The organism is Isoptericola sp. NPDC019482 (genome assembly GCF_040632295.1).
In the GTDB taxonomy this organism is placed as follows: domain Bacteria; phylum Actinomycetota; class Actinomycetes; order Actinomycetales; family Cellulomonadaceae; genus Isoptericola.
The window spans coordinates 18,144-40,278 of sequence record NZ_JBEYBQ010000026.1; the positions used below are offsets into that span (position 1 = coordinate 18,144).

Sequence of the window (22,135 nt, forward strand, 5' to 3'; positions counted from 1 at the left end):
GGGGTTCCTTCCGCCGGCTCCGGTTGGTTCCGACCCTAACGCCGGGCCCTCGACGCCGCCGTCCCCGCCGGCGCGGTCTCCGCCGGTGCCGCGACCGCGAGCCCGCGCACGAGGTCGAGCACGTCGTCGACGGACTGTGCCGGGTCCGTGACCGGCGCCTGCACGTGCCGCACGACGCCGGTCGGGTCCACCAGCAGCGTGACGCGCTTGAGCCGGTCGGAACCGCCGGCGCGGAACACGGGCAGGCGGAGCGCGGACGCGGCCAGCCCGTCCTGGTCCGACGCGAGCAGGTAGGGCAGCTCGGCGTGGGCCGCGAACGCGGCCTGCTGCTCCGGGTGCTGCGTGCTCACGCCGAGCACCCGCGCCCCCGCGGCCGCCAGGTCGGCGTGCCGGCGGCCGTAGGTGACGCACTCGAGCGTGCAGCCGGCGGTGCCCGGCACGTCGCCCCAGCGGGGCGGGTAGCCGTGGGTGCCGGGCGCGTACGCGCCGGGGAAGAAGAACAGCGCGGTCCACCGGTCGGGGGACACGAGCCGCACGGTGGAGCCGTCGTGCGCCGCGAGCGCGACGTCGGGAACCCGCGTGCCCTCGAGTGCGCGGGCCCGCGCGAGGTCGCCGTCGCCCAGCGCGCCGCTGACCCCGCCGTCGCCCATGACGAACCGCGTGCCCCACTCCTGCAGCGCGAGCAGCACGGGCAGCAGGCCCTCGCCCTGGGCGGTGAGCCGGTAGTCGTGGCGCGGCGGGCGCTCGGAGTACGGCACCTTCTCCAGGACCCCGTGCTCGACGAGGCCGCCGAGCCTCTCGGTGAGCGCGCGGCGCGAGAGCCCGAGCTCGCGGTCGAAGCCCTCGAACCGGGTGACGCCGGCGGCCGCCTCGCGCACGATCAACAGGCTCTGCCAGTCGCCGACGACGCCGAGGGACTGCGCGATGCCGCACGAGCTGTCGGCAAGGTCCTCGCGGCGCATGGGGCACATCCTCTCGCCGGGCCGGGGTGCGCGTCCATCCCGCAACCATGGGGTAAGTTCCAATCTGGAACTTACCAACGACGACGCGACCCCGCCTGTTCCCGGCGGGCCCCGCGGAGTCTCGTCGACGAGGAGGTGGCCCGGTGGCCACGAGTGCACGGCCGTTCTGGACCTACTGGGCCGCGAGCACCACCAGCGGCGTCGGCACCGCCGTCACGACCGTCGCGCTGCCGCTCGCAGCGGTGACCGTGCTCGACGCCGGCCCGGTCGAGACGGGCCTGCTTGCCGCGTCGTCGTACCTCGCCTGGGTGGTGCTCGGGCTGCCCGCCGGCGCGATCGTGCACCGGCTGCCGCTGCGCGCCACGCAGGTGGCGGCCGACCTGGTGCGCGCCGCCGTGATCCTCGCCGTCCCGCTGGTCTGGTGGCTCGGTGACCTCTCGTTGGTCCACCTCGTGCTCGCGGCGCTCGCGGTGAACGTCGCCGAGGTGTTCTTCTTCACCGCCAACACGACCTTCCTGCCGACGGTCGTGCCGAAGCACGAGCTGACCAGCCGCAACAGCCTGGTCTCGGGCACGCAGGCCGCCACGCAGCTCGGCGGGCCGTCGGTGGCGGGCCTCCTGGTCCAGGCCGTGGGGGCCGTGCCGGCGCTGCTGGTCGACGCCGCGTCGTACGTCGTGTCCGCCCTGCTGCTGCGGCGGCTGCCCGAACGGCGCGAGCCCGCCCTGGGCGACGACGAGGCCCGGCCGGGCATGGGCGCGATGATCGCCGAGGGCTGGCGGTTCGTCGTGCGGCACCCCGTGATCGCCCCGGCCACCTGGTGGGCGTGCGTCGTCAACCTCGTGTGCGGCGTGCAGGCCGGGCTGTTCGCGCTCTACCTGGTGCGCGACCTCGACGCGCCGCCCGCGATGGTGGGCGTGCTGCTCGCCGCCGACGGCGTCGGGTCGCTGCTCGCGGCGGCCGCCACGCCGTGGCTCGTGCGACGTTTCGGGTCCGCGCGGGTGCTGCTGCTCGACGGGCTGTTCGGGTTCGCCGGCGCGCTGCTGATCCCGCTCGGCGCCGGCGCCGCGGGGTGGCTCTGCTTCGCCGTCGGCACGATGGTGTTCGGCGCGTCGGTGGTGCCGGGGAGCGTCGTGACGCGCACGTATCGGCAGGTCGCGAGCCCGCCCGAGCTGCTGTCGCGGGTGATGGCCACCGTGCGGTTCGTGTCGTGGAGCATGATCCCGCTCGGGTCGCTCGCGGCCGGCGTGCTCGCCGCGCACATCGGCAGCCGGGCCGTGCTGCTCGGGTCCGCGTTCGTGCTGCTGCTCGGGCCCGTCATCGTCGGGCTCAGCCCCGTGCGGAGGCTGCGGAACCTGGAGGACTACGACGCCGCGGCCCCCGACCTGCCGCTCGCGACCCCGGCGTCGCGCTGAACGCCTCGGTCAGGCCGCCGCGTCGGCGGCCGCCGTGACGAACGCGTCGACCGTCTCCGGCGCGGTGTCCCAGGAGCACATGAGCCGCACCTCGACGCGGTCGGGCGTCTCGCCGTCGGCCCAGTCGTAGAAGCGGGCGACGGCGCGCAGCCGGTCGGCGGCGGCGCGGGGGAGCGTGGCGAAGACGGCGTTCGCCTCGGTGGGGCGGGTGACGCGCACGACGTCGCCGCCGAGCCCTTCGAGGCCCGCGCGCAGGCGGGTCGCCATCGCGTTCGACCGCGCGGCGTTGCGGTGCCACAGGGGTTCGTCGTCGCCCGCCGCGTCGTCCGGGTCCCCGAGCAGCGCCAGGAGCTGCGCGGAGACGAACCGCGTCTTGGACGCGAGCTGCATCGATGCCTTGCGCAGGAACGGCACGGCGGCCGCGGCCGTCTCCCGGGACCGCGCGGACGCGGCGTCCGGGGCGTCGTCCGGCCCCAGCACGAGGACGGCCTCGCCGAGCATCCCGCCGTTCTTCGCGGCGCCGAGGGAGACGACGTCGACTCCCGCGTCGGTGGTCAGCGCCCGCAACGAGCAGCCGAGCGACGCGGCGGCGTTCGCCAGCCGGGAACCGTCCACGTGCACCGCCATCCCCAGCTCGTGCGCGACCTGGGTGAGCGCGCGCAGGTCCTCGAGCGGGTAGACCGTGCCGAGCTCGGTGGACTGCGTGAGCGACAGCACCGCGGGGTGCGCGCGGTGCACGTCGTCGCGCTGCCCGGCCCAGCGCGCGACGTCGTCGGGCGTGATCCGGCCGTCCACGGACGGGCAGGCGAGCAGCTTGAGGCCGCCCACCCGCTCGGGTGCGCCGTTCTCGTCGGTGTTCACGTGCGCGACGTCGGACACGACGACACCGCCCCAGCGCGGCGAGAGCGCGGTGAGCGACACGACGTTCGCGCCCGTGCCGTTGAGCACCGGGAACGCGAGCGCCCCGGCGCCGAAGACCTCGCGGACGCGGAGGTCCAGCCGGGCGGTCCACGGGTCGTCCCCGTACGCGACGGCGTACCCGTCGTTCGCCGCGGCGACGGCGGCCAGGACGTCCGGGTGCACGGGCGCGTAGTTGTCGGAGGCGAACGGCGGGAGGGTGCGAGGCTCGGTCACGGGCCCAGGGTAGGCGCGGGTGTCGACGTCGTGGTTCCTCCTCGTCCCGGGGCGGGACGAGGAGAGACCGCTACGTCGAGGCCGCTACGTCGAGGCAGGGTCGGCCGGCCCGGGGACGCCGCCGGTGGACTCGCGCCACACGATGCGGTGGATCGGCGCGCCGGGCCCCGGACGGGGCTCGCCCTGCACCGTCGCGACCAGCCGGCGCATCGCGGTGCGGCCGGCCTCGGGGAAGTCGACGTCGACGGTGGTGAGGGACGGCATCATCAGCGCCCCCATCTCGAAGTTGTCCCAGCCCGTGACGACGAGGTCGCCGGGCACCGACCAGCCGCGCTCGGCGGCGCCCCGGACCACGCCGGCGGCGAGATAGTCGTTCGCGGCGATCACGGCCAGGGGCGGCGCGTCGGCGGGGATCTCCGCGACCGCGCGGCGGGCGTCGTCGCCGGACCAGGAGCGGCTGAGGACGCCGAGGGACACGACGTCGCTCGTCGCCGGGTCGGCGGCGGCGCGCGCGACCGAGGCCAGGTAGACGTCGCGGCGTGCCCGCGCGGAGGCGAAGTGCTCGGGCCCGCCGACGTGCACGAAGCGGCGGTAGCCCGCGGCGACGAGCGCCGCGACGAACACCTCGACCGTGCTGGCGTCGGCGAGGTCGCCCAGGCTGCGCATCTGCTCGTCGAAGGCCGCCTCGGCGACGACGGGGGTGGCGTCGTCGTCGGCCGGCGCGGACGGGTCGGACAGCACCTCCGGGAGCACCGGCACCAGGGTGAGGACGCCCTCGTACTGCCGGCTCGCGGCGAGGTCGCGCACGCGCGCGGTGCGCTGCTCCACCGTGCCGTCGACGGTGTGCGTCTCCATGGCGTAGCCCGCGGCCTCGGCCACCTCCCCGGCGCCGGTGAGCAGGCGGAGCTGGTGGTCGAGCGTCGCGCCGGTGACGACGGCCAGCCGGCCCGACCGGCGCGTGCGCATGGACCGCGCGGCGAGGTTGGGCCGGTAGCCGACCGACTCGGCGACCTCCAGCACCCGTGCGCGGGTAGCCGCCGAGATGGTGCCGCGCCCCGTGAGCGCGTAGGAGACGGTCGCCTGCGACACCCCGGCGAGGCGCGCGACGTCGCGGCTGGTGGGCGGGTGGGACATCGCCACAGTATGACCTCCCTCACCTCTCGTCTTGACAGGGCCGCGGCCCTCCGGCCACCCTGATCCCCGTCGCATGATACGTATCATGCCGAACCGCCAGCCAGCTCGTTCCATCGGAGGAACCATGCTCACCATCGGGATCGTCGGTACGGGCGGGATCGCCCGGGCGCACATCGACGGCTACCAGCGCTTCGGGGAGCAGTGCGAGATCGTCGCGCTGTGCGACCCGGCCCCCGGCCGCGCCGAGGCCCTGCGCGCGGAGCTCGGGATCGACGGCGCCCGCGTCTACACCGACGCCGCCGAGATGCTCGCCGCCGAGTCCCTCGACCTCGTCAGCGTCGCGACGCCGCCGTCCACCCACGCCGCCCTGTCGATCCAGGCCCTGGAGGCCGGCGTCGACGTGCTCGTCGAGAAGCCGATGGCGCCCTCGCTCGAGGAGTGCGACGCGATGATCGCCGCCGCGAAGGACAACGGCCGCCTGCTGTCCGTCGTCGCGCAGAACCGCTTCCGCGACGACATCGCGACGCTCAAGGAGGTGCTGGACTCCGGCCTCGCGGGCCCGGTCACGCACGCCCAGGTCAGCTCGGCCTGGTGGCGCGGCACCGAGTACTACGACCTGTGGTGGCGCGGCACCTGGGAGCGCGAGGGCGGCGGCTGCACGCTCAACCACGCCATCCACCACCTCGACATGACCCTGTGGATGCTCGGGTCCCCGAAGGCCGTCACGTCCGTGCTGACCAACGCGGCGCACGAGAACGCCGAGGTCGAGGACCTGTCGGTGAGCGTGCTGCAGTACGACCGCGCGCTCGCCGAGGTCACCGCCTCCGTGGTGAGCCACGGCGAGGAGCAGGCGATCGTCGTGCAGGGCCGGAACGCCCGCGTCTCGCAGCCGTGGAAGGTCGAGGCGAACCTGGCCAACCCGAACGGCTTCCCCGCAGACGAGGACGACACGGAGCGGGTCGCGCAGATCGAGGCCGTCGCGGCGGCGCACCGGCCGCTGGAGCACACCGGCCACGCCGGGCAGATCGCCGACATGCTCGACGCCGTGCGCGAGCGCCGTCGTCCCGCCGTCGACGGCGAGGACGGCCGCCGCGCCATCGAGCTGGTCACGGCCATCTACGAGGCGGGCATCGAGCGCCGCACCGTGGACCTGCCGCTGTCGCCCGACGACCCCTTCTACCGCACCGGCACCCTCCTGGAGCGGGCGCCGCGGTTCTTCGAGAAGACGGCGTCGGTGGGCGAGCTGCCGGGCGCGATCACGGTGGGGGCGAAGGCATGAGCAACCCGACCGGAGCAGCCAGCGGCGCCGCCTACGCGCCGGAGCCCGTGCCCGCGCCCGTCGTCGAGCCGGGGGAGTTCGTCTTCGCGGCGACCAGCCTCGACCACGGCCACGTGTTCGGCATGTGCGAGGGCCTCGCCGGGGCCGGCGGCACCCTGAAGTGGGTGTACGACCCCGACCCGGCCAAGGTCGAGACGATGCGCAGCAAGTTCCCCGACGTGCGCGTCGCGCGCAGCGAGGCCGAGATCCTCGACGACGCCGAGGTGCGACTCGTCGCGGGCGCCGCGGTGACGTCCGAGCGCGCGCCGCTCGGCCTGCGGGTCATCGAGGCGGGCAAGGACTACTTCACCGACAAGGCGCCGCTGACGACGCTCGACCAGCTCGCCGCCGCGCGCGAGGCCACGGCCCGCACGGGCCAGAAGTACGCCGTCTACTACTCCGAGCGCATCCACGTCGAGGCCGCCGTGCTGGCCGAGCAGCTCATCGACCGCGGGGCGATCGGGCGTGTGCTGCAGGTGATGGGCCTCGGACCGCACCGCCTCGGCACCGGCCGACCGGACTGGTTCTTCGAGAAGGAGAAGTACGGCGGCATCCTGTGCGACATCGGGAGCCACAACTTCGACCAGATGCTGCACTACGCGGGCGCGAAGGACGCGGAGATCAGCCACGCCGCCATCGCGAACTACCACCACCCGGACCACCCCGAGCTGGACGACTTCGGCGAGGCCGGCATCGTCATGGACAACGGGGCGACCGGGTACGTGCGGGTCGACTGGTTCACGCCGGACGGGCTGAGCACGTGGGGCGACGGCCGCACGATCATCCTCGGCACCGAGGGGTACATCGAGCTGCGCAAGTACGTCAACGTCGGCACCGGCGAGGGCGGGGGGCACGTGTTCCTCGTCGACGGCGACGGTGAGCACCACCTGGTCGCGGACGGCCAGGTCGGGTTCCCCTACTTCGGGCAGCTCATCCTCGACTGCCTGGAGCGCACCGAGAACGCGATGACGCAGGAGCACGCCTTCAAGGCGGCCGAGCTGAGCGTCCTCGCCCAGCAGCAGGCGCGGGTGCTGACGCCCTGACCCTGCCCCGCCGGTCGAGCCTGCCGGGACCGGGTCCCGGCAGGCTCGACCGCTGTGCGGCTCAGCGGCCGTGGTGGCCGTGGTGGCCGTGCTTCGCGTGCAGGTCGACGGTGACGAGCCGGCCCTGCGGGGGGTCGGTCGGCCCCGCCGTCGGGTCGAAGGCGTTCGCCGTGGCGAGCAGGCCCTTGCCGGACCACTCGACGGCACCCGGGACGGTGATCTCGACGACCGTGCGCGGACCGCCGTGCTTCACCGTGCTGATCCGGTCGCCGAACATCTCCGCGACGTAGATGTCGCCCTTCGGGGAGACGGCGAGGTTGGTCGCGCTGACGAAGCCGTCCGCCACCTCGCGCACCGACCCGGTCACGGGGTTGACCCGGTAGACCGCGCCGCGGGCCCCGAGGCTGTCGTCCTCCGGGCCGCCGGGAAGCGTGGTGACGTAGAGCTGACCCCAGGGGCCGACCTCCACGTCGGTGGGGACGGACTCGAACCAGTAGGTACGGCCGGCGACGCAGGGCGGCATCCCGTTCTGCTCCGCGGCCTCGGCCGAGACGACCGCGGGTTGCGGGGGCAGCACCGCGACGGTACGGACCCGGCCACGGTCGCTCACGGACAGGATGGCGTTCATGCCGGCGTCGGCGACGAGCGTCGTGCCCCGGAGGCTGGTGGTCGCGTAGGGGTGCGAGTCCTCCATGCCGGTGTACTCCGCCGGGAACCCTTCCGGGAACTGCGCCGCGCAGGACGCGGGGAGGTCGCGGAAGCCGTACGCGAACCGGCCGTCGGGGTTCCGGTCGTTCTCGTACGCGCGGATGTCCGCGACCGTGCGGGCGGGGCCTGCCGGGTCGCCGTGCCGGTCCAGTCGCAGCGTGCGGAGGGTCGACCCGGCCGGGTTGCCCATCTCGTCGTACGACGTCTCGGTGAAGGTGAGCGTCCGGTCGCGGTAGGAGACGCCGCCCACCTCCTCGCCGTTCGAGGACGCGTGGACGACCGAGGTGCGGCCCCGCTTGTCGACCTCGGTGAGCAGGCCGGCGAAGTTCTGGGTGACGTACGACGTGCCGTGCGCGCCGACGGCGGCGCTGAGCGGAGTGACGAGGCCGTCGGCGATGTCGCTGACGGCCGGGGGCTTCGGGGAGGGCTTGCCGCCGTGCGCGGCGGCGGGCGTCGCGGCGAGCAGCAGCGCGGTCGCTGTCGCTGCCGCCGCGGTGAGGGCGCGTCTCATGGGATCTCCAGGGGCTCGACGGTGAGAGGGCACAGCACTGTCGAGCCTGCGACCGCCCGGGGGCGCTCGCACCGGCGGGGTCCCGGCGGCGGGGGTGAAGCGCGGGTGATTCGAGATGCCCCCGGCACCGGTTGCGCGGCGCGCTCTCCCCGCGGTCAGCCGACCCGCAGGTCCACCCACACCAGCCGGTGGTCGCTCGACGGGAACGGGTAGACGCCCGTGAGCCGCGACAGCGGGTCCGCCTGCGTCGGCCAGAACACGCCGGCGTCACGCACGGGCAGGCCCGCCGACGGCAGCACGTAGTCGGCCCGCAGGTTGCCCGGCGCGGTGTCGGCGAAGTCGGCCGTGTCGAGCGCGGGGTCGCCGCGGTGCGTCGCGTTGGCGCCGCCCTGCAGGCCGGACGCCTCGACGGCGCCGTCCGACGTCGGCCGCGGGTCCGTGATCCGCGGGTGCTGCAGGAGCTGGTCGATGGCCGCGTCCACGGAGTCGCCGTCCAGCGGGTCGGCGTTCTGGTCGCCCAGGATCACGAAGCGCTCGCCGGGCTTCAGCCCGCCGCGCCCGCCCTCGTCGTCGTACACGTACCGCGAGGCCTTCCCTGGCGTCACGTAGTCGGCCCAGAAGCGGATCTCGTCGTGGTTGCGCCGGCCGTTGCGGTCCTCGGCGCCGTCGAACGTGGGCGGCGTCGGGTGCGACGCCAGGACGTGCACGGTCCGGCCGCCCACGCGCACCGGCACGTCCCAGTGCGACTTGCTGGACAGCCGTACGACGTCGAGCTCCTCGGGGGAGTACCAGTCCGCGGGCTCGGGGGTGGCCGGGTCGTCGGGCAGCAGCGCGCCCGGCATGTCCTTCCACAGGAAGTGCTGGAACGTGCGCACGTTCCGGGTGTCGATCGGGTACTTCGACAGCACGACCATCCCGTACTGGCCCTCGAACTCGCCGAACCCGAAGGCGTCGTTGCCGCCGCCCACCGCGCCGCTGTTGTCGAGGTCGAAGCCGCTCGGCACCCCCGTGTTCGAGGGCGCGGTGTACGCGTAGCGGTAGCGCACGGGCTCGGCGCCGCCCTGCGACACCTCGAGGTAGTTCGCGCGGAACAGGTCCACGCCGGCACGGGCGGTGTCGTAGTCGAACTCGTTGAGCAGGACGACGTCCGGGTCCGCGCGCTGGATCACCTCGGCCACCGTGCGCGCCTGCGGGTCGTCGCCCGTGGCCAGGTCCGCCTGCAGCTCGCCCTCCGCCGCCCGGTTCAGCGACAGGTTGTACGTCGCCACGCGCAGCGAGCGGTCGTGCGGACGCCCGTGCCCCTCGTGCTGCCCCTCGTGCTGCCCCTCGTGCTGTCCCCCGTGGGCGCTCGCGGCGAGCGGCGCCACGGCCAGGCCCGCGCCGAGCGCCAGCGCGGCGGCGAGAGCGACGGTCGGACGGCGGACTGCGACGCGTCGGGAGGGCGTGCGAGGAGCGGTCATGTCGTCACGGTAGGGAACCGGGGGCGCGGGCGGAAGGGGGTCGGGGCGACCTGTGGATGAACGGTCGGTGTCGACGGGCGAGGTGTCGGTGGGCCGGTGCAGCCTGGGGAGATGAGCCAGCACACGTACCCGCACGGCGTCCCGAGCTGGATCGACCTCGAGGTCGCCGACGTCGACGCCGCCCTCGCGTTCTACGGCGCGCTGTTCGGCTGGCGGTTCACCGAGAAGCTGCCGCCGGGTGCGCCGGGGAGGTACGTCGTGGCGTCGTGGGACGGCACGGACGCGACGGCGATCGCGGCCGTCGCGACACCCGACCCGGGGTACGACGGCGAGCCGATGTGGCACACGTACCTCGCGGTCGACGACGTCGAGGCCGCCGCGTCGCGCGTGGTGGAACTGGGCGGCGTGCTGAGCTCGCCCCCGCAGCAGGTCGGCCCGCCCGGGCAGGCCGCGGGGTGGATGGCGCGGATCGTCGACCCGGAGGGCGCGCCCAGCCGCCTCTGGCGCGCCGGCACCCGCGCCGGGGCACAGCGCGTCAACGAGCCCGGCACCTGGAACTTCAGCAACCTGCTCACCCCCGACGTCGACGCCGCGCTGCGGTTCTACGGGCCGCTGCTCGGGTGGGAGCGCAGCGACGACCTGGGCGCCGGCATGGCGCGCCTGCCCGGGTACGGCGACCACCTGGCCCGCACCGTGGACCCGGAGATCCACGAGCGGCAGGAGTTCGTCCCGCCCGGGTTCTCCGACGTCGTCGCCGGGGTGCTGCCCGCCGACGGGCCGGCGCACTGGTCGGTCGTCTTCGCGGTGGCCGACCGGGACGCCGCCGCCCAGGCCGCCGAGCGGGGCGGCGCCGTCGTGCACGCGACCCAGGACACCGAGTGGACCCGGGAGGCGACGATCCGCGACCCGTTCGGCGCCGACCTCGTGCTCTCCCAGTTCGCCCCGCCGCCGGAGTTCGTCGCCGCCGAGGCCGAGGCCGGGAAGTCCTGAGCCCAGGCGCCGGCCGGCGAGTCAGGGCCGGCGCGCCTGCACCCACATGACGGGCGTGTCCATGAACGTCGCACGACCGACCTCCCGCGCGTCCACCAGCCCGGCGTCGGTCAGCAGGCGCTGGATCCCGCCGTCGGCGTTGTCGTCGCGGTGCTGGTTCGCCCCGATCTCCCGGTGGTGCCCACGCCCGCCGTGCCCGTGACCGTGCTGCTCGTGCCCGTGACTGCCGTGACCGCCGTGCCCGCCGCCGTGCCCGGGCGCGTCGAGGTCCGCGACGGTGGCCGTGCCGCCGGGGCGCAGGACGCGGACGAGCTCGGCGGCGAACCGGCGCTTCTCATCCATCGGCACGTGGTGCAGGGCGGGGGAGGAGAGCACGTGGTCGACGCCCGCGTCGGGGGCCGGCAGCCGGTCGGCGAAGCCCCGCACCAGCGTGAGCGAGCCGCGCCGCCCCACCCGCCTACGCCGCGCCTTGCGGGCCGCGCGGCGCAATGCGGCGCCGTCCGGGTCGAGGCCGGTCACCGCGGCGTCCGGCACGGCGCGCAGCACCGCGAGCGACAGGTTGCCGGTGCCGCAGCCGACGTCGAGCACCCGCTGGCCCGGCGCGATCCCGGCGAGCTCGACGGTGCGGCGGTGCAGCCGCCCGGCTCGGCGCCACCAGCTCTGCACGTCGTACCAGGGCATCTTCCAGGCGCTGCTCATGCCGGGCAGGTAGGCGCGGTCCGTCTCGTCGGGGCGGACGTCGTCGAACAGGCGCACGCCGTGCGCGGCGTCGTCGGGGCCCTGCGGGGGTCTGGTCACGACGCCACGCTAACGCCGTGGCAGGGTGACGGGATGACGACGGTCCCCCAGCTGCGCCTCGCCGGGGCTGGTGTCACGACGCTCGCCGTCGTCGCCGCACGGACCGACGCGGAGCTCCTGGCCCTGCACGGCGTCGGGCCGAAGGCGGTGCGCATCCTGCGCGAACAGCGTCCCTGACCTGCGACGACGTGGGCTCGCGGGCCGGGCGACACCGCCCGGCGTCAGGTTGACACCAGAAATGACGTCAAGCCTCTTGCGGTGACACCACAATGGTGTCATAGTGGAGCCATGGACCTCACGAGATACGTCGACGAGCTGCAGCAGCAGCTCGGCACCGCAGCCGCCGCCGGCGGGGACGAGGCGCGGGAGCTGGCCTCCCGCCTGACCGCCCCGCTCGACGCCGCCGCCCGGCTGGTGCTGCTCGAGGCGCTGTCCGACGCGGCGGGGGAGATCTCCGCCGAGCTGGCCCCCGGCTCGGTCGACATCCGCCTCCGCGGCGGCTCGCCCGAGTTCGTCGTCAGCGCGCCGACCGTGGCCGCCGACCCCACACCGCCCCCCGGCCCCACCCTGGAGGTGAACGGCCCCGGCTCCTCGGTGAGCGTCGACCTCGAGGGCGGCGCCACCACCCGCACCACCCTGCGCCTGCCTGACCACCTCAAGACGCAGGCCGAGACCGCCGCCGCGCGCGACGGCGTCTCCGTCAACACATGGCTCGTCCGCGCGGTCGCCGCCGCGCTCGAGCAGTCCACCGGACGCCCGGCCGCACAGGCTCGTCCGCAGCAGCGCGGCTCCGGCCGCGTCACCGGCTGGGTGCGCTGATCCCTTCGCAGCACCGCACCGCGCCGCTCGCCCGTCCGCCCTGACACCACCCTGACACCACTCCTGGAGCTCCGTCATGCCCACTTTCCCTGCCCCCCAGCCCGTCCCCGTCCTCGTCGACGTGCCGTTCGCCAACGTGCACGTGGTCGCCGGCGAGCGTGACGACGTCGTCGTCACCGTCCTCCCGACCAACGCCAAGTCGGGCAGCGCCCGCGCCGCCGAGTCGGTGCGCGTCGACCGCGACGGCGACGCCGTCTCGATCACGTACCCCGGCTCGTGGAAGCAGTACGTGCTCCCGTTCGCGTCCGGCACCGCCGACATCACCGTCGAGCTCCCCGAGGGCTCGTCGCTGAGCGGCAAGGTCGGCTCGCTCTACGCCGAGGGCGCGCTCGCCGCCGTCGACATGACGCTGTCCGCCGGCAACGCCCGTGTGGACGACGTCGAGCGGCTCGACCTCAAGCTCTCGGCCGGGTCCGCCACCGCGGGCCGTGTCACCGGCTCCCTCGACGTGAAGGTGAGCGCAGGCTCCGTCTTCGTCGACGAGGTCTCCGGAGACGGCACGATCCGCGCCAGCAACGGGACCACGACCGTCGGCTCCGTCACCGGCACCCTCGCGGTGCACGGGGCGCACGGCGACATCGCGGTGAGCCGCGTGCGCGGCACCCTCACGGCCAAGTCGGCGCACGCCGGCATCCGGGTGGGCAACCTGGAGTCCGGCGCCGTCACCCTCACGACCTCCTTCGGAACCATCGAGGTCGGGGTGCCCGAGGGCACCGCCGCCTACCTCGACGTCTCGTCCGAGAGCGGCTCCGTCCGCAACCAGCTGACCCCCACCGAGGGCCCCGTCGAGGACGAGGCCACCGCAGAGATCCACGCCAGCACCGGCTTCGGCGACGTCGTCGTCCGCCGGCCCTGAACCGACCGAAGAACGGAGCAACGGACATGACCACGCCTCAGACCACCGAGCCCGCGATCCGGGTGCAGGGCGTCGAGAAGTCGTTCGGTGAGCTGCACGTGCTGCGCGGCGTCGACCTCGACGTCGCCGCGGGGAGCATCTTCGCCCTGCTCGGCTCCAACGGCGCCGGCAAGACCACCCTGGTGCGCATCCTGTCGACCCTGCTCAAGGCCGACGCCGGCACCGCCGTCGTGCACGGGCACGACGTCGCGGCGAAGCCGGGCGACGTGCGCCAGTCGATCAGCCTCACCGGCCAGTTCGCCGCCGTCGACGAGGTCCTCACGGGCCGCGAGAACCTCGTGCTCGTCGCCCGGCTGCGCCACCTGCCCGACGCCGGCGCGATCGCCGACGACCTGCTCGCCCGGTTCTCGCTCACCGACGCCGGCGACCGCCGCGCGGGGACGTACTCCGGCGGCATGCGGCGTCGGCTCGACATCGCCATGAGCCTCATCGGCGACCCGCCGATCGTCTTCCTCGACGAGCCCACCACCGGCCTCGACCCGCAGGCGCGGATCGACGTGTGGAAGACCGTCAAGACGCTCGCCGACAACGGCACCACGGTGCTGCTCACCACGCAGTACCTCGACGAGGCCGAGCAGCTCGCCGACCGGATCGCCATCCTGCACCAGGGAACGATCATCCAGAACGGCACCCTCGCCGAGCTCAAGCAGCTCCTCCCGCCCGCCCAGGTCGAGTACGTCGAGAAGCAGCCCTCCCTCGAGGACGTCTTCCTCTCGCTCGTCGGCGCGACCGGTACCGAGAAGGAATCCTGATGACCACCCACGTCCTCGCGGACACCCGGGTCCTCACCGGCCGGTCCCTGCGGCACATCCTGCGCAGCCCCGACACGATCATCACCACCGCGGTGACGCCGATCGCGATCATGCTGCTCTTCGTCTACGTCTTCGGCGGCGCCATCGACACCGGGTCCGACGAGTCGTACATCAACTACATGCTGCCCGGCATCCTGCTCATCACCATCGCGTCGGGCGTCGCGTACACCTCGTACCGGCTGTTCCTCGACCTGCAGGGCGGGATCGTCGACCGGTTCCAGTCCATGCCGATCGCCCGCTCGAGCGTCCTGTGGGCGCACGTCCTGACGTCGGTCGTGGCGAACCTGGTCTCGGTCGCGATCGTCATCGCGGTCGCGTTCCTCATGGGCTTCCGCACCGGAGCCTCGTTCGGGGCGTGGCTGGCCGTGGCCGGGATCCTGGCGATGTTCACGCTGGCCCTGACCTGGCTCGCCGTGCTCGCCGGGCTCTCGGCGAAGACGGTCGACGGCGCGAGCGCCTTCAGCTACCCGCTGATCTTCCTGCCGTTCATCAGCTCGGCGTTCGTGCCCACGGACACGATGCCCGGCCCGGTCGCCTGGTTCGCGGAGAACCAGCCGGTGACGTCCGTCGTCGACACGATCCGCGCCCTGTTCGCGGAGCAGCCGGTCGGCAGCGACATCTGGGTCGCCCTCGCCTGGCTCGTCGGCATCCTGGTGGTCGGCTACGGCCTCGCCGTCGCCGCGTACCGGCGGCGCGTCGGCTGACGACGTCGCTCGACCGCGCCACGCACGGCCGAGCCCCGGTGGTCCACCGGGGCTCGGCCGTCGTCGTGCTCGGGGCCGGGTTACACCGAGGCCGTCGGCACGACGTCGGACGCCGCGGTCTCCTGCCGCCGGTCCCGCAGCGCCGCCGCGCGGCGCGGGTCGGCGACGACCGCGGGGTAGCGGAGGACGCCGGGCCGCCGCGCCTCCCAGGTCAGCTGTTTCACGGTGCTCCAGCAGACGAGCTCCTTGAGCCAGGCCCCGGCCCGCGCGCCGAGCCGCCCGCCGAGGAACGCGCGGACCGGGACGTCGCCGCGGTTCGCGAACTGGAACAGGCCCGCCCCGCGGCCGAGGCTGAGGCACTGGCCCAGGAAGCCGACCGCGGCCGGCGCGGGCGTGGTGCCCGCCAGCCGGGCGAGCACGGTGTCCGCGGCGGCGCCGCCCAGCTGGCCGGCGGCCTGGCAGCTCATCCGGTACGGCAGGTCGGACGGCGCGCCCGCGTCGCCGGCGGCGACGACCCGCTCGTCGTCCACGCTGGTCAGGGTCTCGTCGGTCAGCAGGCGGCCCGCCGCGTCGGTGCTCAGGCCGCTGCGGGCGGCGAGGTCGGGGACGGCGAAGCCGGCGGTCCAGATCGTCACGTCGCTCGGCAGGTCCCGGCCGTCGGCGAGCTGCACGGCGTCGTCGGTCACCGCCGTGACCGTGGCACCGGGGCCCTCCAGGATCGTCACGCCGAGGCGTGCCAGCTGCGCGGCCACGGCCCGCCGGCCCCTCGGATGCAGGTACGGGCCGAAGAGGTCGCCGGCGACGAGCGTCACCGTGCGCCCCTGCTCCGCCAGCTCCGACGCCGTCTCGATGCCGGACGGGCCCGCGCCCACCACCGTCACGCGGGCGTCCCGCGCCGCGGCGGCCAGCTCCGGGGCCAGCAGGTCGGCCTCCTCCAGGCTCGCGAGCCGGAACGCGTACTCCGCCGCGCCGGGGACGGCGGGCGCGGCGCTGGTGCTGCCCACGGCGTACACGAGGTAGTCGTAGTCGAGCGCGTCGCCGTCGGCGAGCACCAGCCGGCGCGCCTCGGCGTCGATCCGCTCGACGGACGCGACCTCCAGCCGCACGTCGTCGGCCAGCACGTCCCGGAACTCCACCGTCGCGCCGTGCGTGCCCGCCACCCGCTGGTGCAGGCGGATCCGCTCCACGAACGTCGGGCGCGCGTTCACCAGCGTCACGGCCACGTCGTCCCCCGCCGTCAGGCGGTTCGCCGCCATCACCCCGGCGTACCCGCCGCCCACCACCACGACCTGCGTCGTCTCGGACATCTCGTCTCTCCTCGGTCCGTCGTACGTCATCGGTTGCTCACGGTGACGACGAGACGCCACGGCGAGGTGTGACGGCGGCCCGGGCGGAGACGACGACGGCGCCCGGTCGCGGGTGCGACCGGGCGCCGTCGTGGCGTGCCTGGGATCAGGCGCTGGTGACCTCGATGCGCTGCGGCGTCGTGCCGGCGAAGACGCCGGCGACGGTGACCGTCAGGACGCCCGCGTCGTAGGACGCGGTGACGGCGTCGCCGTCCACGGCCTTCGGCAGGGTGACGACGCGACGGAAGGCGCCGAAGCGGACCTCCGAGATGCGCCGGCCCTCGGACTCCTCCGGGCGCTGGTCCTTGCGCTCGCCGCGCACGACGAGCTTGCGGCCCTCGACCTCGACGGTGACGTCCTCGGCCGGGTCCACGCCCGGCAGGTCGAGGCGGGCGACGAGGTCCTCGCCGTCGCGGTACACATCGGCGGCGGGCACGGGGCCCTGGGTACGGCTGAGGTCGGCGACGCGAGGCGTCCACAGGTCGCGGAGCCAGGCGTCGGCGAACGGGGTGCGGGTCAGGGTGGTGGTCATGCTGTCCTCCTCAGGTGAGTTGCTGCTGACCGGTTCAACTTGAGCCACCCCGACTCAATTTCCAGGTTCGCCGACGGCGGACTCAGTCTTGCGGAGGCTTGACCAGCTCTCCGCCGAAGGAGTCCTGGTACTGAGCAGCGATCGACGGCTTGATCTCACCGGAGACACGGAGCAGTGCCCCGCCGTCATCCACGTAGTCGTACTCCTGGCCGAGAATCGGCGACGACTTGAGCAGACCTTGGATGTAGTCGGCGCGGTCGACCGCGTCGGCGACGGATCCGAAGATCTCGACAGTCGCGCCGCAGTCTGCCCCGAGCCCGTCCGAGCACTTGACCGTGGAGTCCATGATGACTGCGGCGTCCTCATACCCGCCAGGGCGACCGATGAGATCGTTGGGATCGTTGTCCTCGGTGATCAACGTGAAGGACGTCGCGGTGTCCACCGCATCGACGAGCTGACTCGCTAACTCCTTCGCGCTCTCCGGCGCCGGGGAGTCGGACGGCGTCGCCGAGGTGGACGGTGTGGAGGGGGACACTCCGGTCGTCGGCCCGGAACTGTCGCCGCCGTCGGCGGCGCATCCTGTCGCTACGACAAGCAGTGCGGTCGAGACCGCTAGAGTGCGGAACAGTCTCATCGATGCGAAGTTATCGCGGTTTCCCGGTCGCCGCCGTTCCTCGCCTCTGTAGCGAGACTTCCGATGCCGCCCGATGCGGCTCAGCGCTGATCCACCGCGGAGCGATGCGCCGGAGCGCTCAGTCGGCGGGGGAGTGCTCTCGTCGCCGTTCCGCGCAGAATCAATTTCCGGGTTCGCCGACGGCGGACGCGTCACGCCGCCCCCGCCCGACCATGATGACCAGGCCCAGGACGAGCCACCCGGCCGCGACCTCGAGGGCGAGATGGCTGGCCAGGGCGAGCACGGTGACGACGATCGCCAGGCCGACCACGGGGACGACCGTGTGCAGGACGCGGTGGTCGGTGCGCCTGCCGACCACGTAGTAGCCGACCACGGCGACGTGCAGGAAGACGAACGCGGTCAGGGCGCCGACCGTGACCATCGAGGACAGCAGGTCGAGGCCGTCAGGCCTGATCGCCGCCGCCACGGCGATGAGGAGCGTCGCGACTGCCGAGACGAGGATCGCCAGGCGGGGCACGCCGGTCCGGCGGCTCACGGACCCGAGCCGTGCCGGCAGCTGTCCGTCGCGCGCCATCCCGTACATGAGGCGGCTCACCGCGGCCTGCGCGACGAGCGCGGAGAGCACGGGACCGATCGCGCGCGCCGTCGTGACGGTTGTGCCGAGCCACGACCCCATCTCCTCGCTGATCGTCGTGTAGAAGATCGTGCCCTGCTCGTCCGGGTTCGCGGCCAGCTCTTGGGGCGTCGCCGTCGTCAGGAGCGCCCCCAGGTAGGTCTGGAGCACGAAGAGCGCCCCGGCGAGGACGAGGCAGAAGATCAGGGCACGGCCGATCTGCCGCGGGGAGCCGGTGCTCTCCTCGGCGAACGTGGCGATCGCGTCGAACCCCAGGAAGGCGAGCGCCGCGACCGAGACCGCCCCGAGCGTCCCGGCGAGCGTGAACCCGTCGAGCCCGGTCAGGGGGGACAGCCAGGGCCGGGCCGGCCCCTCCTGCACCAGGACGACGACCGCGCCGACGCAGAAGGCGGCGAGCACCACGATCTCCACGACCAGGGCGACGAACCCCACCGTGGCCGCGAGCCGCACCCCGCCGAGGTTCAGGGCCGTGATGAGGAGCACGGCGGCGCCAGTGAACGCCCAGACCGGCACCGCGGGGAACAGGGCGTGGCTGGCGATCCCGCAGAACAGCGCCGCCAGGCTCGGGATGAACAGGTAGTCCAGCCCGATCATCCACCCGGCCATGAAGCCCGGCCGCCGCCCCAGCCCCGCGGTCGCATAGGCCGAGACCGAGCCCGCCTTCGGGACGGCGACGGACATGCGGGCGTACGACCACGCGGTGAACGCCATCGCCACGGTCGCGACGACGAACACGAGCGCGACCGCGCCGTTGCTGCGCGCGTCCAGCACGCCGAACGTGCCCATGGGCGCCGTCGGCCCGATGAACAGCAGGCCGTAGACGACCAGGTGTCGCAGGGACAGGCTCCGGTGGAGCTGTCCCTCGGGAGCAGCAGCACTGGGAACGTCCTTCGTGGGGCGGGGGGCGGAAGACGCGGGACTCAGCTCCTCGGCAGCTCGTAGGCGGGCTGCCAGCGTAGGACGACGGCCGCTGCGCCGCCGTCCTACGCCTCGCGTCGCGCCTACGGCGCGGGGACGGACAGGCGCCCGGCGCCCGTCTCGGTGCGCGCGTGCCGCTCGACCTCGGCGGCGGTGCGGAGCGGCTCGTAGCCGTAGGGCGGGGTCCAGTCGACCGTCGGGGTGAAGCCGGCGGTGGCCCAGTCCGGCAGGGGCTCACCGGTCTCGGCGGACGCCGCCTCCTCCTCGGCCACCCGCTCCGCGTACTGGTCGGCGGCGATGGCCTCGAGGTCCACCGGTCGCTGCTTGAACCACGAGCCCTCGTCGGCGAACCGGGTCGCGTTCCACACGCTCACGGCGACCGTGGCGTCCGCGCCGGGGCCGGTGTAGTCGAACGAGTTGCGCTCCGAGAGCACCTGGGACTCGTAGCCGAGCCCGATGAAGTAGTCGTACCCGCCCTCGACGGCGGCCGCGCTGGTCATGGGCGACTCCGGGTCGTTGACCCGGCCGAGGAAGTAGTTGTTGAGCACGTGCACCTGCCCGAACCGGACGCGCGGCGACCGCTGGCCGACGCCGTCGAAGAAGTTGCCGATGTAGCTGACGTTCAGGTGCCCGCGCTCCTTGTCCCCGTGCTCGTCGCCGGAGGCCAGCATCATCGCCTTGTCGTGGTCGGTGACCAGGGAGTTGCTGACCGTGATGAAGTCCGAGCCGTCCTCGATGTCGAACAGGCCGTCGTGCCGGTTCGCCGGCTCCCCGTCGGGGCCCAGCGGCGCGTCGCGGTCGGGGTACTTGCCGTCGGTGAGCGTGACGTGGTCCACCCAGATGTTGGTCGACGTGACGGCCGACACGGCGTCGAACCGCGCGTCCCACGTGCTGCCCGGCTGGTCCCACCAGGTGAACCAGTCGACCGGGGCCTCGACGGTGACGTTGCGGATCACGACGTCGTGCGCCAGGTGGAGCATGAGCGTCGCCTGGTCGAACCCGGCGTCGTCGCCCAGGCCGACGATCGTGGTGTTGCTGGGGATCTTCAGCTCGGTCTGCGACTTCATCGCCCGGCTCCCGTTGACGCGCAGCCGTCGCTGGTCGCCGCAGTAGTCGTGCAGGGCGTCGCTCCACCCCTCGGGTCCGAAGCAGCTGAGGAACTTGTCGAAGTCGTAGCCGGGGGCGAAGTCCTGCTCGCCCAGCAGGCGGCCGTCGTCGGTCTCGTTGCCGTGGATCGTCCCCGTGACGTAGACGATCTTCGGCTCGTCCCGCGCGCCGCCGTTGTCCAGCGCGGCGAGGAGCTCCTGGCGGTCGGTCACGACGTAGGTCGAGCCGGCGTCGGCACCGGCGCCGCCGTCGGTGCCACCGTTCTGCGAGGCCCAGCCGGGTGCCCGATCGGTGGTGCTGAACGTGCTGCCGGGGGCGGCGTCGGGCGTCGCGCCGGCGGCGGGGACGGCGACAAGGGTGCCGGCCGCGGTCGCGGCGGCGAGGGTAAGGGCACCGAAAGCGGTGCCGAGCTGGCGGCGGAGCTGCGTCATGAGGAGACCTTTCACGTCGTCGGGAAGGTGCTCCATCGGTCGGAACGCGGCGGGAAACCGGTTACCGAGCGGTGGTAAGGCCACACCTTAGCCGACCCCGGCAGCAGAGCGCCCGGTGACATTTCCGGGCGAGGTGCCGAGGTCCGACGTCGGTCGGCGCCTACGCCCCCAGTGGTCTGATCGTTCGTGCACCAATCCTGGAAAGCGCATGCCCGTCGGCGTAGGGTGTGCCGCCGACGGCGACCAAGCCGTCGCCGGGGCGGGGCGCGACGCGCTCCTGGCCACGGCATCCGTTCACAGAGAGGTGAATCGATGGAGCACCGGAGAACCGCGCGCCGTCGCGTGGTGGGCGGCCTCGTCGTCCCCGCGGCACTCGTCGCCGCAGGGCTGGGCGCGGCGCCGTGGGCGTCCGCGCAGCCGCAGGCGGAGCAGTACTTCGTCGCCCCCGACGGCGACGACGCAGCGGCGGGCGACCGCACGCACCCGTGGGCGACGATCGCCCGCGCCCAGGAGAGCGCCGAGCCGGGGGACACGGTGTTCCTCCGTGGGGGCACGTACGCGTACGACGACGCCGTGCGCGAGTGCACGAGCCAGACCGACCAGGTCGAGGGGGTGACGCTGACCACGAGCGGCACGGCGGATGCGCCGATCACCTATGCGGCGTACCTGAAGGAGGAACCGGTGCTCGACTTCTCCGGCATCCTCGACGACTGCCGGATCAAGGGCATCAGCGTGCTGGCCGACCACCTCGTGCTCAGAGGGCTCGAGGTGACGGGTGTGCGGCAGAACAACAGCCTCAACAACGAGTCGTGGGGCATCTGGGTCGACGGCAGTGACAACGTGTTCGACCGTCTCGACGTGCACCACAACATGGGTGCCGGGCTGTTCATCCAGGACGGCGCGGGCAATGTCGTGCGCAACTCCGACGCCCACGACAACTACGACCCGTACTCGAAGACGGGCGCCGGGCAGAACGCGGACGGGTTCGGTTCCCACACGAACACGCCCTCCGACAAGGTGAACCTGTTCGAGGGGAACCGTGCGTGGAACAACGCCGACGACGGGTTCGACTTCATCAGCTCGTCGTCGCCGGTCGAGGTGACCCGGTCGTGGGCCTGGCACAACGGCTACGTGTACGGCACGGACGAGCTGGCGGCGTCCGGCAACGGCACCGGGTTCAAGATGGGCGGCTACGGCGGGAAGTACGACCCGAACCCGGTGGACGTCACGGTGTCGTTCTCCGTGGCGTTCGACAACACGCTGCGCGGCTTCTACGCCAACCATCACCCGAAGGCGACCGAGGTGTACAACAACACCGCGTTCGACAACGGCACGAACTACAACATGCGCGGCGTCAACGAGGACGGCACCCCGGCCAGCTTCGGGATCATGCGCAACAACGTCGCGTTCGGCGACGGCGGCTTCGAGTACATGGACGGCGTGGACTCGGCGTCGAACTCGTGGGACCTGGGCCTCGAGCTCACCGCCGACGACTTCCTCAGCGTCTCGCACGACGGGTGGGACGCGCCCCGCCAGGGCAACGGCGACCTGCCCGAGCTGCCGAACGCCCGCCCGGCGGCGGGCAGCGCGCTGATCGACCGCGGGGCCGAGCTCGGCTTCGACCACGACGGTGCCGCGCCCGACCTCGGCGCGTTCGAGCGCGGTCCCGGCCGGGACGGGTACCTCACCGGCAGGTGACCTGAGCTGCTGACGTAGCACCTGGTGACGGTTGTTCGCACGGAACCGTCACCG

At 73.5% G+C, this 22,135-nt stretch carries 21 protein-coding genes; 10 read left to right on the plus strand and 11 right to left on the minus strand.

The window, feature by feature from the left end:
• Positions 1-35: 35 nt before the first annotated feature.
• Positions 36-962, minus strand: coding sequence for a winged helix-turn-helix transcriptional regulator (locus ABZ493_RS15705; protein ID WP_430583078.1), 927 nt, complete (start codon positions 960-962; stop codon positions 36-38).
• A gap of 143 nt (positions 963-1,105) precedes the next feature.
• Between ABZ493_RS15705 and ABZ493_RS15710 the strand changes: the two genes are divergently transcribed.
• Positions 1,106-2,374 (plus strand): MFS transporter, encoded by a 1,269-nt coding sequence (locus ABZ493_RS15710; RefSeq protein ID WP_430583079.1) that lies wholly within the window; start codon positions 1,106-1,108, stop codon positions 2,372-2,374.
• A 9-nt stretch (positions 2,375-2,383) separates the two neighbouring features.
• Here the strand turns inward: ABZ493_RS15710 and ABZ493_RS15715 are convergent, their stop codons facing one another.
• Positions 2,384-3,508 (minus strand): beta-eliminating lyase-related protein, encoded by a 1,125-nt coding sequence (locus tag ABZ493_RS15715; RefSeq protein ID WP_430583080.1) that lies wholly within the window; start codon positions 3,506-3,508, stop codon positions 2,384-2,386.
• A gap of 84 nt (positions 3,509-3,592) precedes the next feature.
• A complete protein-coding gene (locus tag ABZ493_RS15720) occupies positions 3,593-4,642 on the minus strand; it encodes a LacI family DNA-binding transcriptional regulator (protein WP_430583081.1) in 1,050 nt (349 codons plus the stop codon).
• A gap of 124 nt (positions 4,643-4,766) precedes the next feature.
• Here ABZ493_RS15720 and ABZ493_RS15725 point away from each other — a divergent pair, with 124 nt between their 5' ends.
• Together ABZ493_RS15725 and ABZ493_RS15730 are read left to right on the plus strand one after the other, a co-directional pair.
• On the plus strand, positions 4,767-5,921 hold the full coding sequence (locus tag ABZ493_RS15725; RefSeq protein WP_430583082.1) for a Gfo/Idh/MocA family oxidoreductase: 1,155 nt from the start codon (positions 4,767-4,769) through the stop codon (positions 5,919-5,921).
• Positions 5,918-7,003 carry a Gfo/Idh/MocA family oxidoreductase gene (locus ABZ493_RS15730; protein WP_430583083.1) on the plus strand — a complete coding sequence of 362 codons (1,086 nt, stop codon included), beginning with the start codon at positions 5,918-5,920 and terminating at the stop codon, positions 7,001-7,003. Before ABZ493_RS15725 ends, ABZ493_RS15730 begins: the two co-directional genes overlap by 4 nt.
• A 61-nt stretch (positions 7,004-7,064) precedes the next feature.
• Here the strand turns inward: ABZ493_RS15730 and ABZ493_RS15735 are convergent, their stop codons facing one another.
• Together ABZ493_RS15735 and ABZ493_RS15740 are read right to left on the minus strand one after the other, a co-directional pair.
• Complete coding sequence (locus tag ABZ493_RS15735) at positions 7,065-8,222, minus strand: ScyD/ScyE family protein (protein ID WP_430583084.1); 1,158 nt, start codon at positions 8,220-8,222, stop codon at positions 7,065-7,067.
• Between the two features lie 155 nt (positions 8,223-8,377).
• On the minus strand, positions 8,378-9,682 hold the full coding sequence (locus tag ABZ493_RS15740) for an endonuclease/exonuclease/phosphatase family protein (protein ID WP_430583085.1): 1,305 nt from the start codon (positions 9,680-9,682) through the stop codon (positions 8,378-8,380).
• A gap of 111 nt (positions 9,683-9,793) precedes the next feature.
• Here ABZ493_RS15740 and ABZ493_RS15745 point away from each other — a divergent pair, with 111 nt between their 5' ends.
• Complete coding sequence (locus ABZ493_RS15745; RefSeq protein WP_430583086.1) at positions 9,794-10,672, plus strand: VOC family protein; 879 nt, start codon at positions 9,794-9,796, stop codon at positions 10,670-10,672.
• A 21-nt stretch (positions 10,673-10,693) separates the two neighbouring features.
• On the opposite strand, the gene ABZ493_RS15750 is transcribed toward ABZ493_RS15745, so the two are convergent.
• The gene (locus tag ABZ493_RS15750; protein ID WP_430583087.1) at positions 10,694-11,470 is read right to left on the minus strand and encodes a class I SAM-dependent methyltransferase; all 777 of its coding nucleotides are present in this window, start codon (positions 11,468-11,470) and stop codon (positions 10,694-10,696) included.
• 33 nt (positions 11,471-11,503) lie between these two features.
• Between ABZ493_RS15750 and ABZ493_RS15755 the strand changes: the two genes are divergently transcribed.
• The 5 genes from ABZ493_RS15755 to ABZ493_RS15775 all read left to right on the plus strand — a co-directional run bounded on the left by ABZ493_RS15755 (position 11,504) and on the right by ABZ493_RS15775 (position 14,781).
• Complete coding sequence (locus ABZ493_RS15755; protein WP_430583088.1) at positions 11,504-11,647, plus strand: hypothetical protein; 144 nt, start codon at positions 11,504-11,506, stop codon at positions 11,645-11,647.
• 111 nt (positions 11,648-11,758) lie between these two features.
• On the plus strand, positions 11,759-12,289 hold the full coding sequence (locus ABZ493_RS15760) for a histidine kinase (RefSeq protein ID WP_430583089.1): 531 nt from the start codon (positions 11,759-11,761) through the stop codon (positions 12,287-12,289).
• Between the two features lie 76 nt (positions 12,290-12,365).
• Positions 12,366-13,205: a DUF4097 family beta strand repeat-containing protein gene (locus ABZ493_RS15765; RefSeq protein WP_430583090.1), complete on the plus strand. Its 840-nt coding sequence runs from the start codon at positions 12,366-12,368 to the stop codon at positions 13,203-13,205.
• Positions 13,206-13,231: 26 nt separating this feature from the next.
• Complete coding sequence (locus ABZ493_RS15770; protein ID WP_430583091.1) at positions 13,232-14,017, plus strand: ATP-binding cassette domain-containing protein; 786 nt, start codon at positions 13,232-13,234, stop codon at positions 14,015-14,017.
• The gene (locus tag ABZ493_RS15775) at positions 14,017-14,781 is read left to right on the plus strand and encodes an ABC transporter permease (RefSeq protein ID WP_430583092.1); all 765 of its coding nucleotides are present in this window, start codon (positions 14,017-14,019) and stop codon (positions 14,779-14,781) included. Before ABZ493_RS15770 ends, ABZ493_RS15775 begins: the two co-directional genes overlap by 1 nt.
• Positions 14,782-14,861: 80 nt before the next feature.
• Here the strand turns inward: ABZ493_RS15775 and ABZ493_RS15780 are convergent, their stop codons facing one another.
• The 5 genes from ABZ493_RS15780 to ABZ493_RS15800 all read right to left on the minus strand — a co-directional run bounded on the left by ABZ493_RS15780 (position 14,862) and on the right by ABZ493_RS15800 (position 20,383).
• The gene (locus tag ABZ493_RS15780; RefSeq protein WP_430583093.1) at positions 14,862-16,088 is read right to left on the minus strand and encodes an FAD-dependent oxidoreductase; all 1,227 of its coding nucleotides are present in this window, start codon (positions 16,086-16,088) and stop codon (positions 14,862-14,864) included.
• 145 nt (positions 16,089-16,233) lie between these two features.
• Positions 16,234-16,659, minus strand: coding sequence for an Hsp20/alpha crystallin family protein (locus ABZ493_RS15785; RefSeq protein ID WP_430583094.1), 426 nt, complete (start codon positions 16,657-16,659; stop codon positions 16,234-16,236).
• An 82-nt stretch (positions 16,660-16,741) separates the two neighbouring features.
• Positions 16,742-17,293: a hypothetical protein gene (locus ABZ493_RS15790; RefSeq protein ID WP_430583095.1), complete on the minus strand. Its 552-nt coding sequence runs from the start codon at positions 17,291-17,293 to the stop codon at positions 16,742-16,744.
• A gap of 160 nt (positions 17,294-17,453) precedes the next feature.
• Positions 17,454-18,770 (minus strand): APC family permease, encoded by a 1,317-nt coding sequence (locus ABZ493_RS15795; RefSeq protein ID WP_430583120.1) that lies wholly within the window; start codon positions 18,768-18,770, stop codon positions 17,454-17,456.
• Positions 18,771-18,928: 158 nt separating this feature from the next.
• The gene (locus ABZ493_RS15800) at positions 18,929-20,383 is read right to left on the minus strand and encodes a polysaccharide lyase family 1 protein (protein WP_430583096.1); all 1,455 of its coding nucleotides are present in this window, start codon (positions 20,381-20,383) and stop codon (positions 18,929-18,931) included.
• Positions 20,384-20,695: 312 nt separating this feature from the next.
• Between ABZ493_RS15800 and ABZ493_RS15805 the strand changes: the two genes are divergently transcribed.
• Complete coding sequence (locus ABZ493_RS15805) at positions 20,696-22,081, plus strand: right-handed parallel beta-helix repeat-containing protein (protein ID WP_430583097.1); 1,386 nt, start codon at positions 20,696-20,698, stop codon at positions 22,079-22,081.
• Positions 22,082-22,135 lie beyond the last annotated feature (54 nt).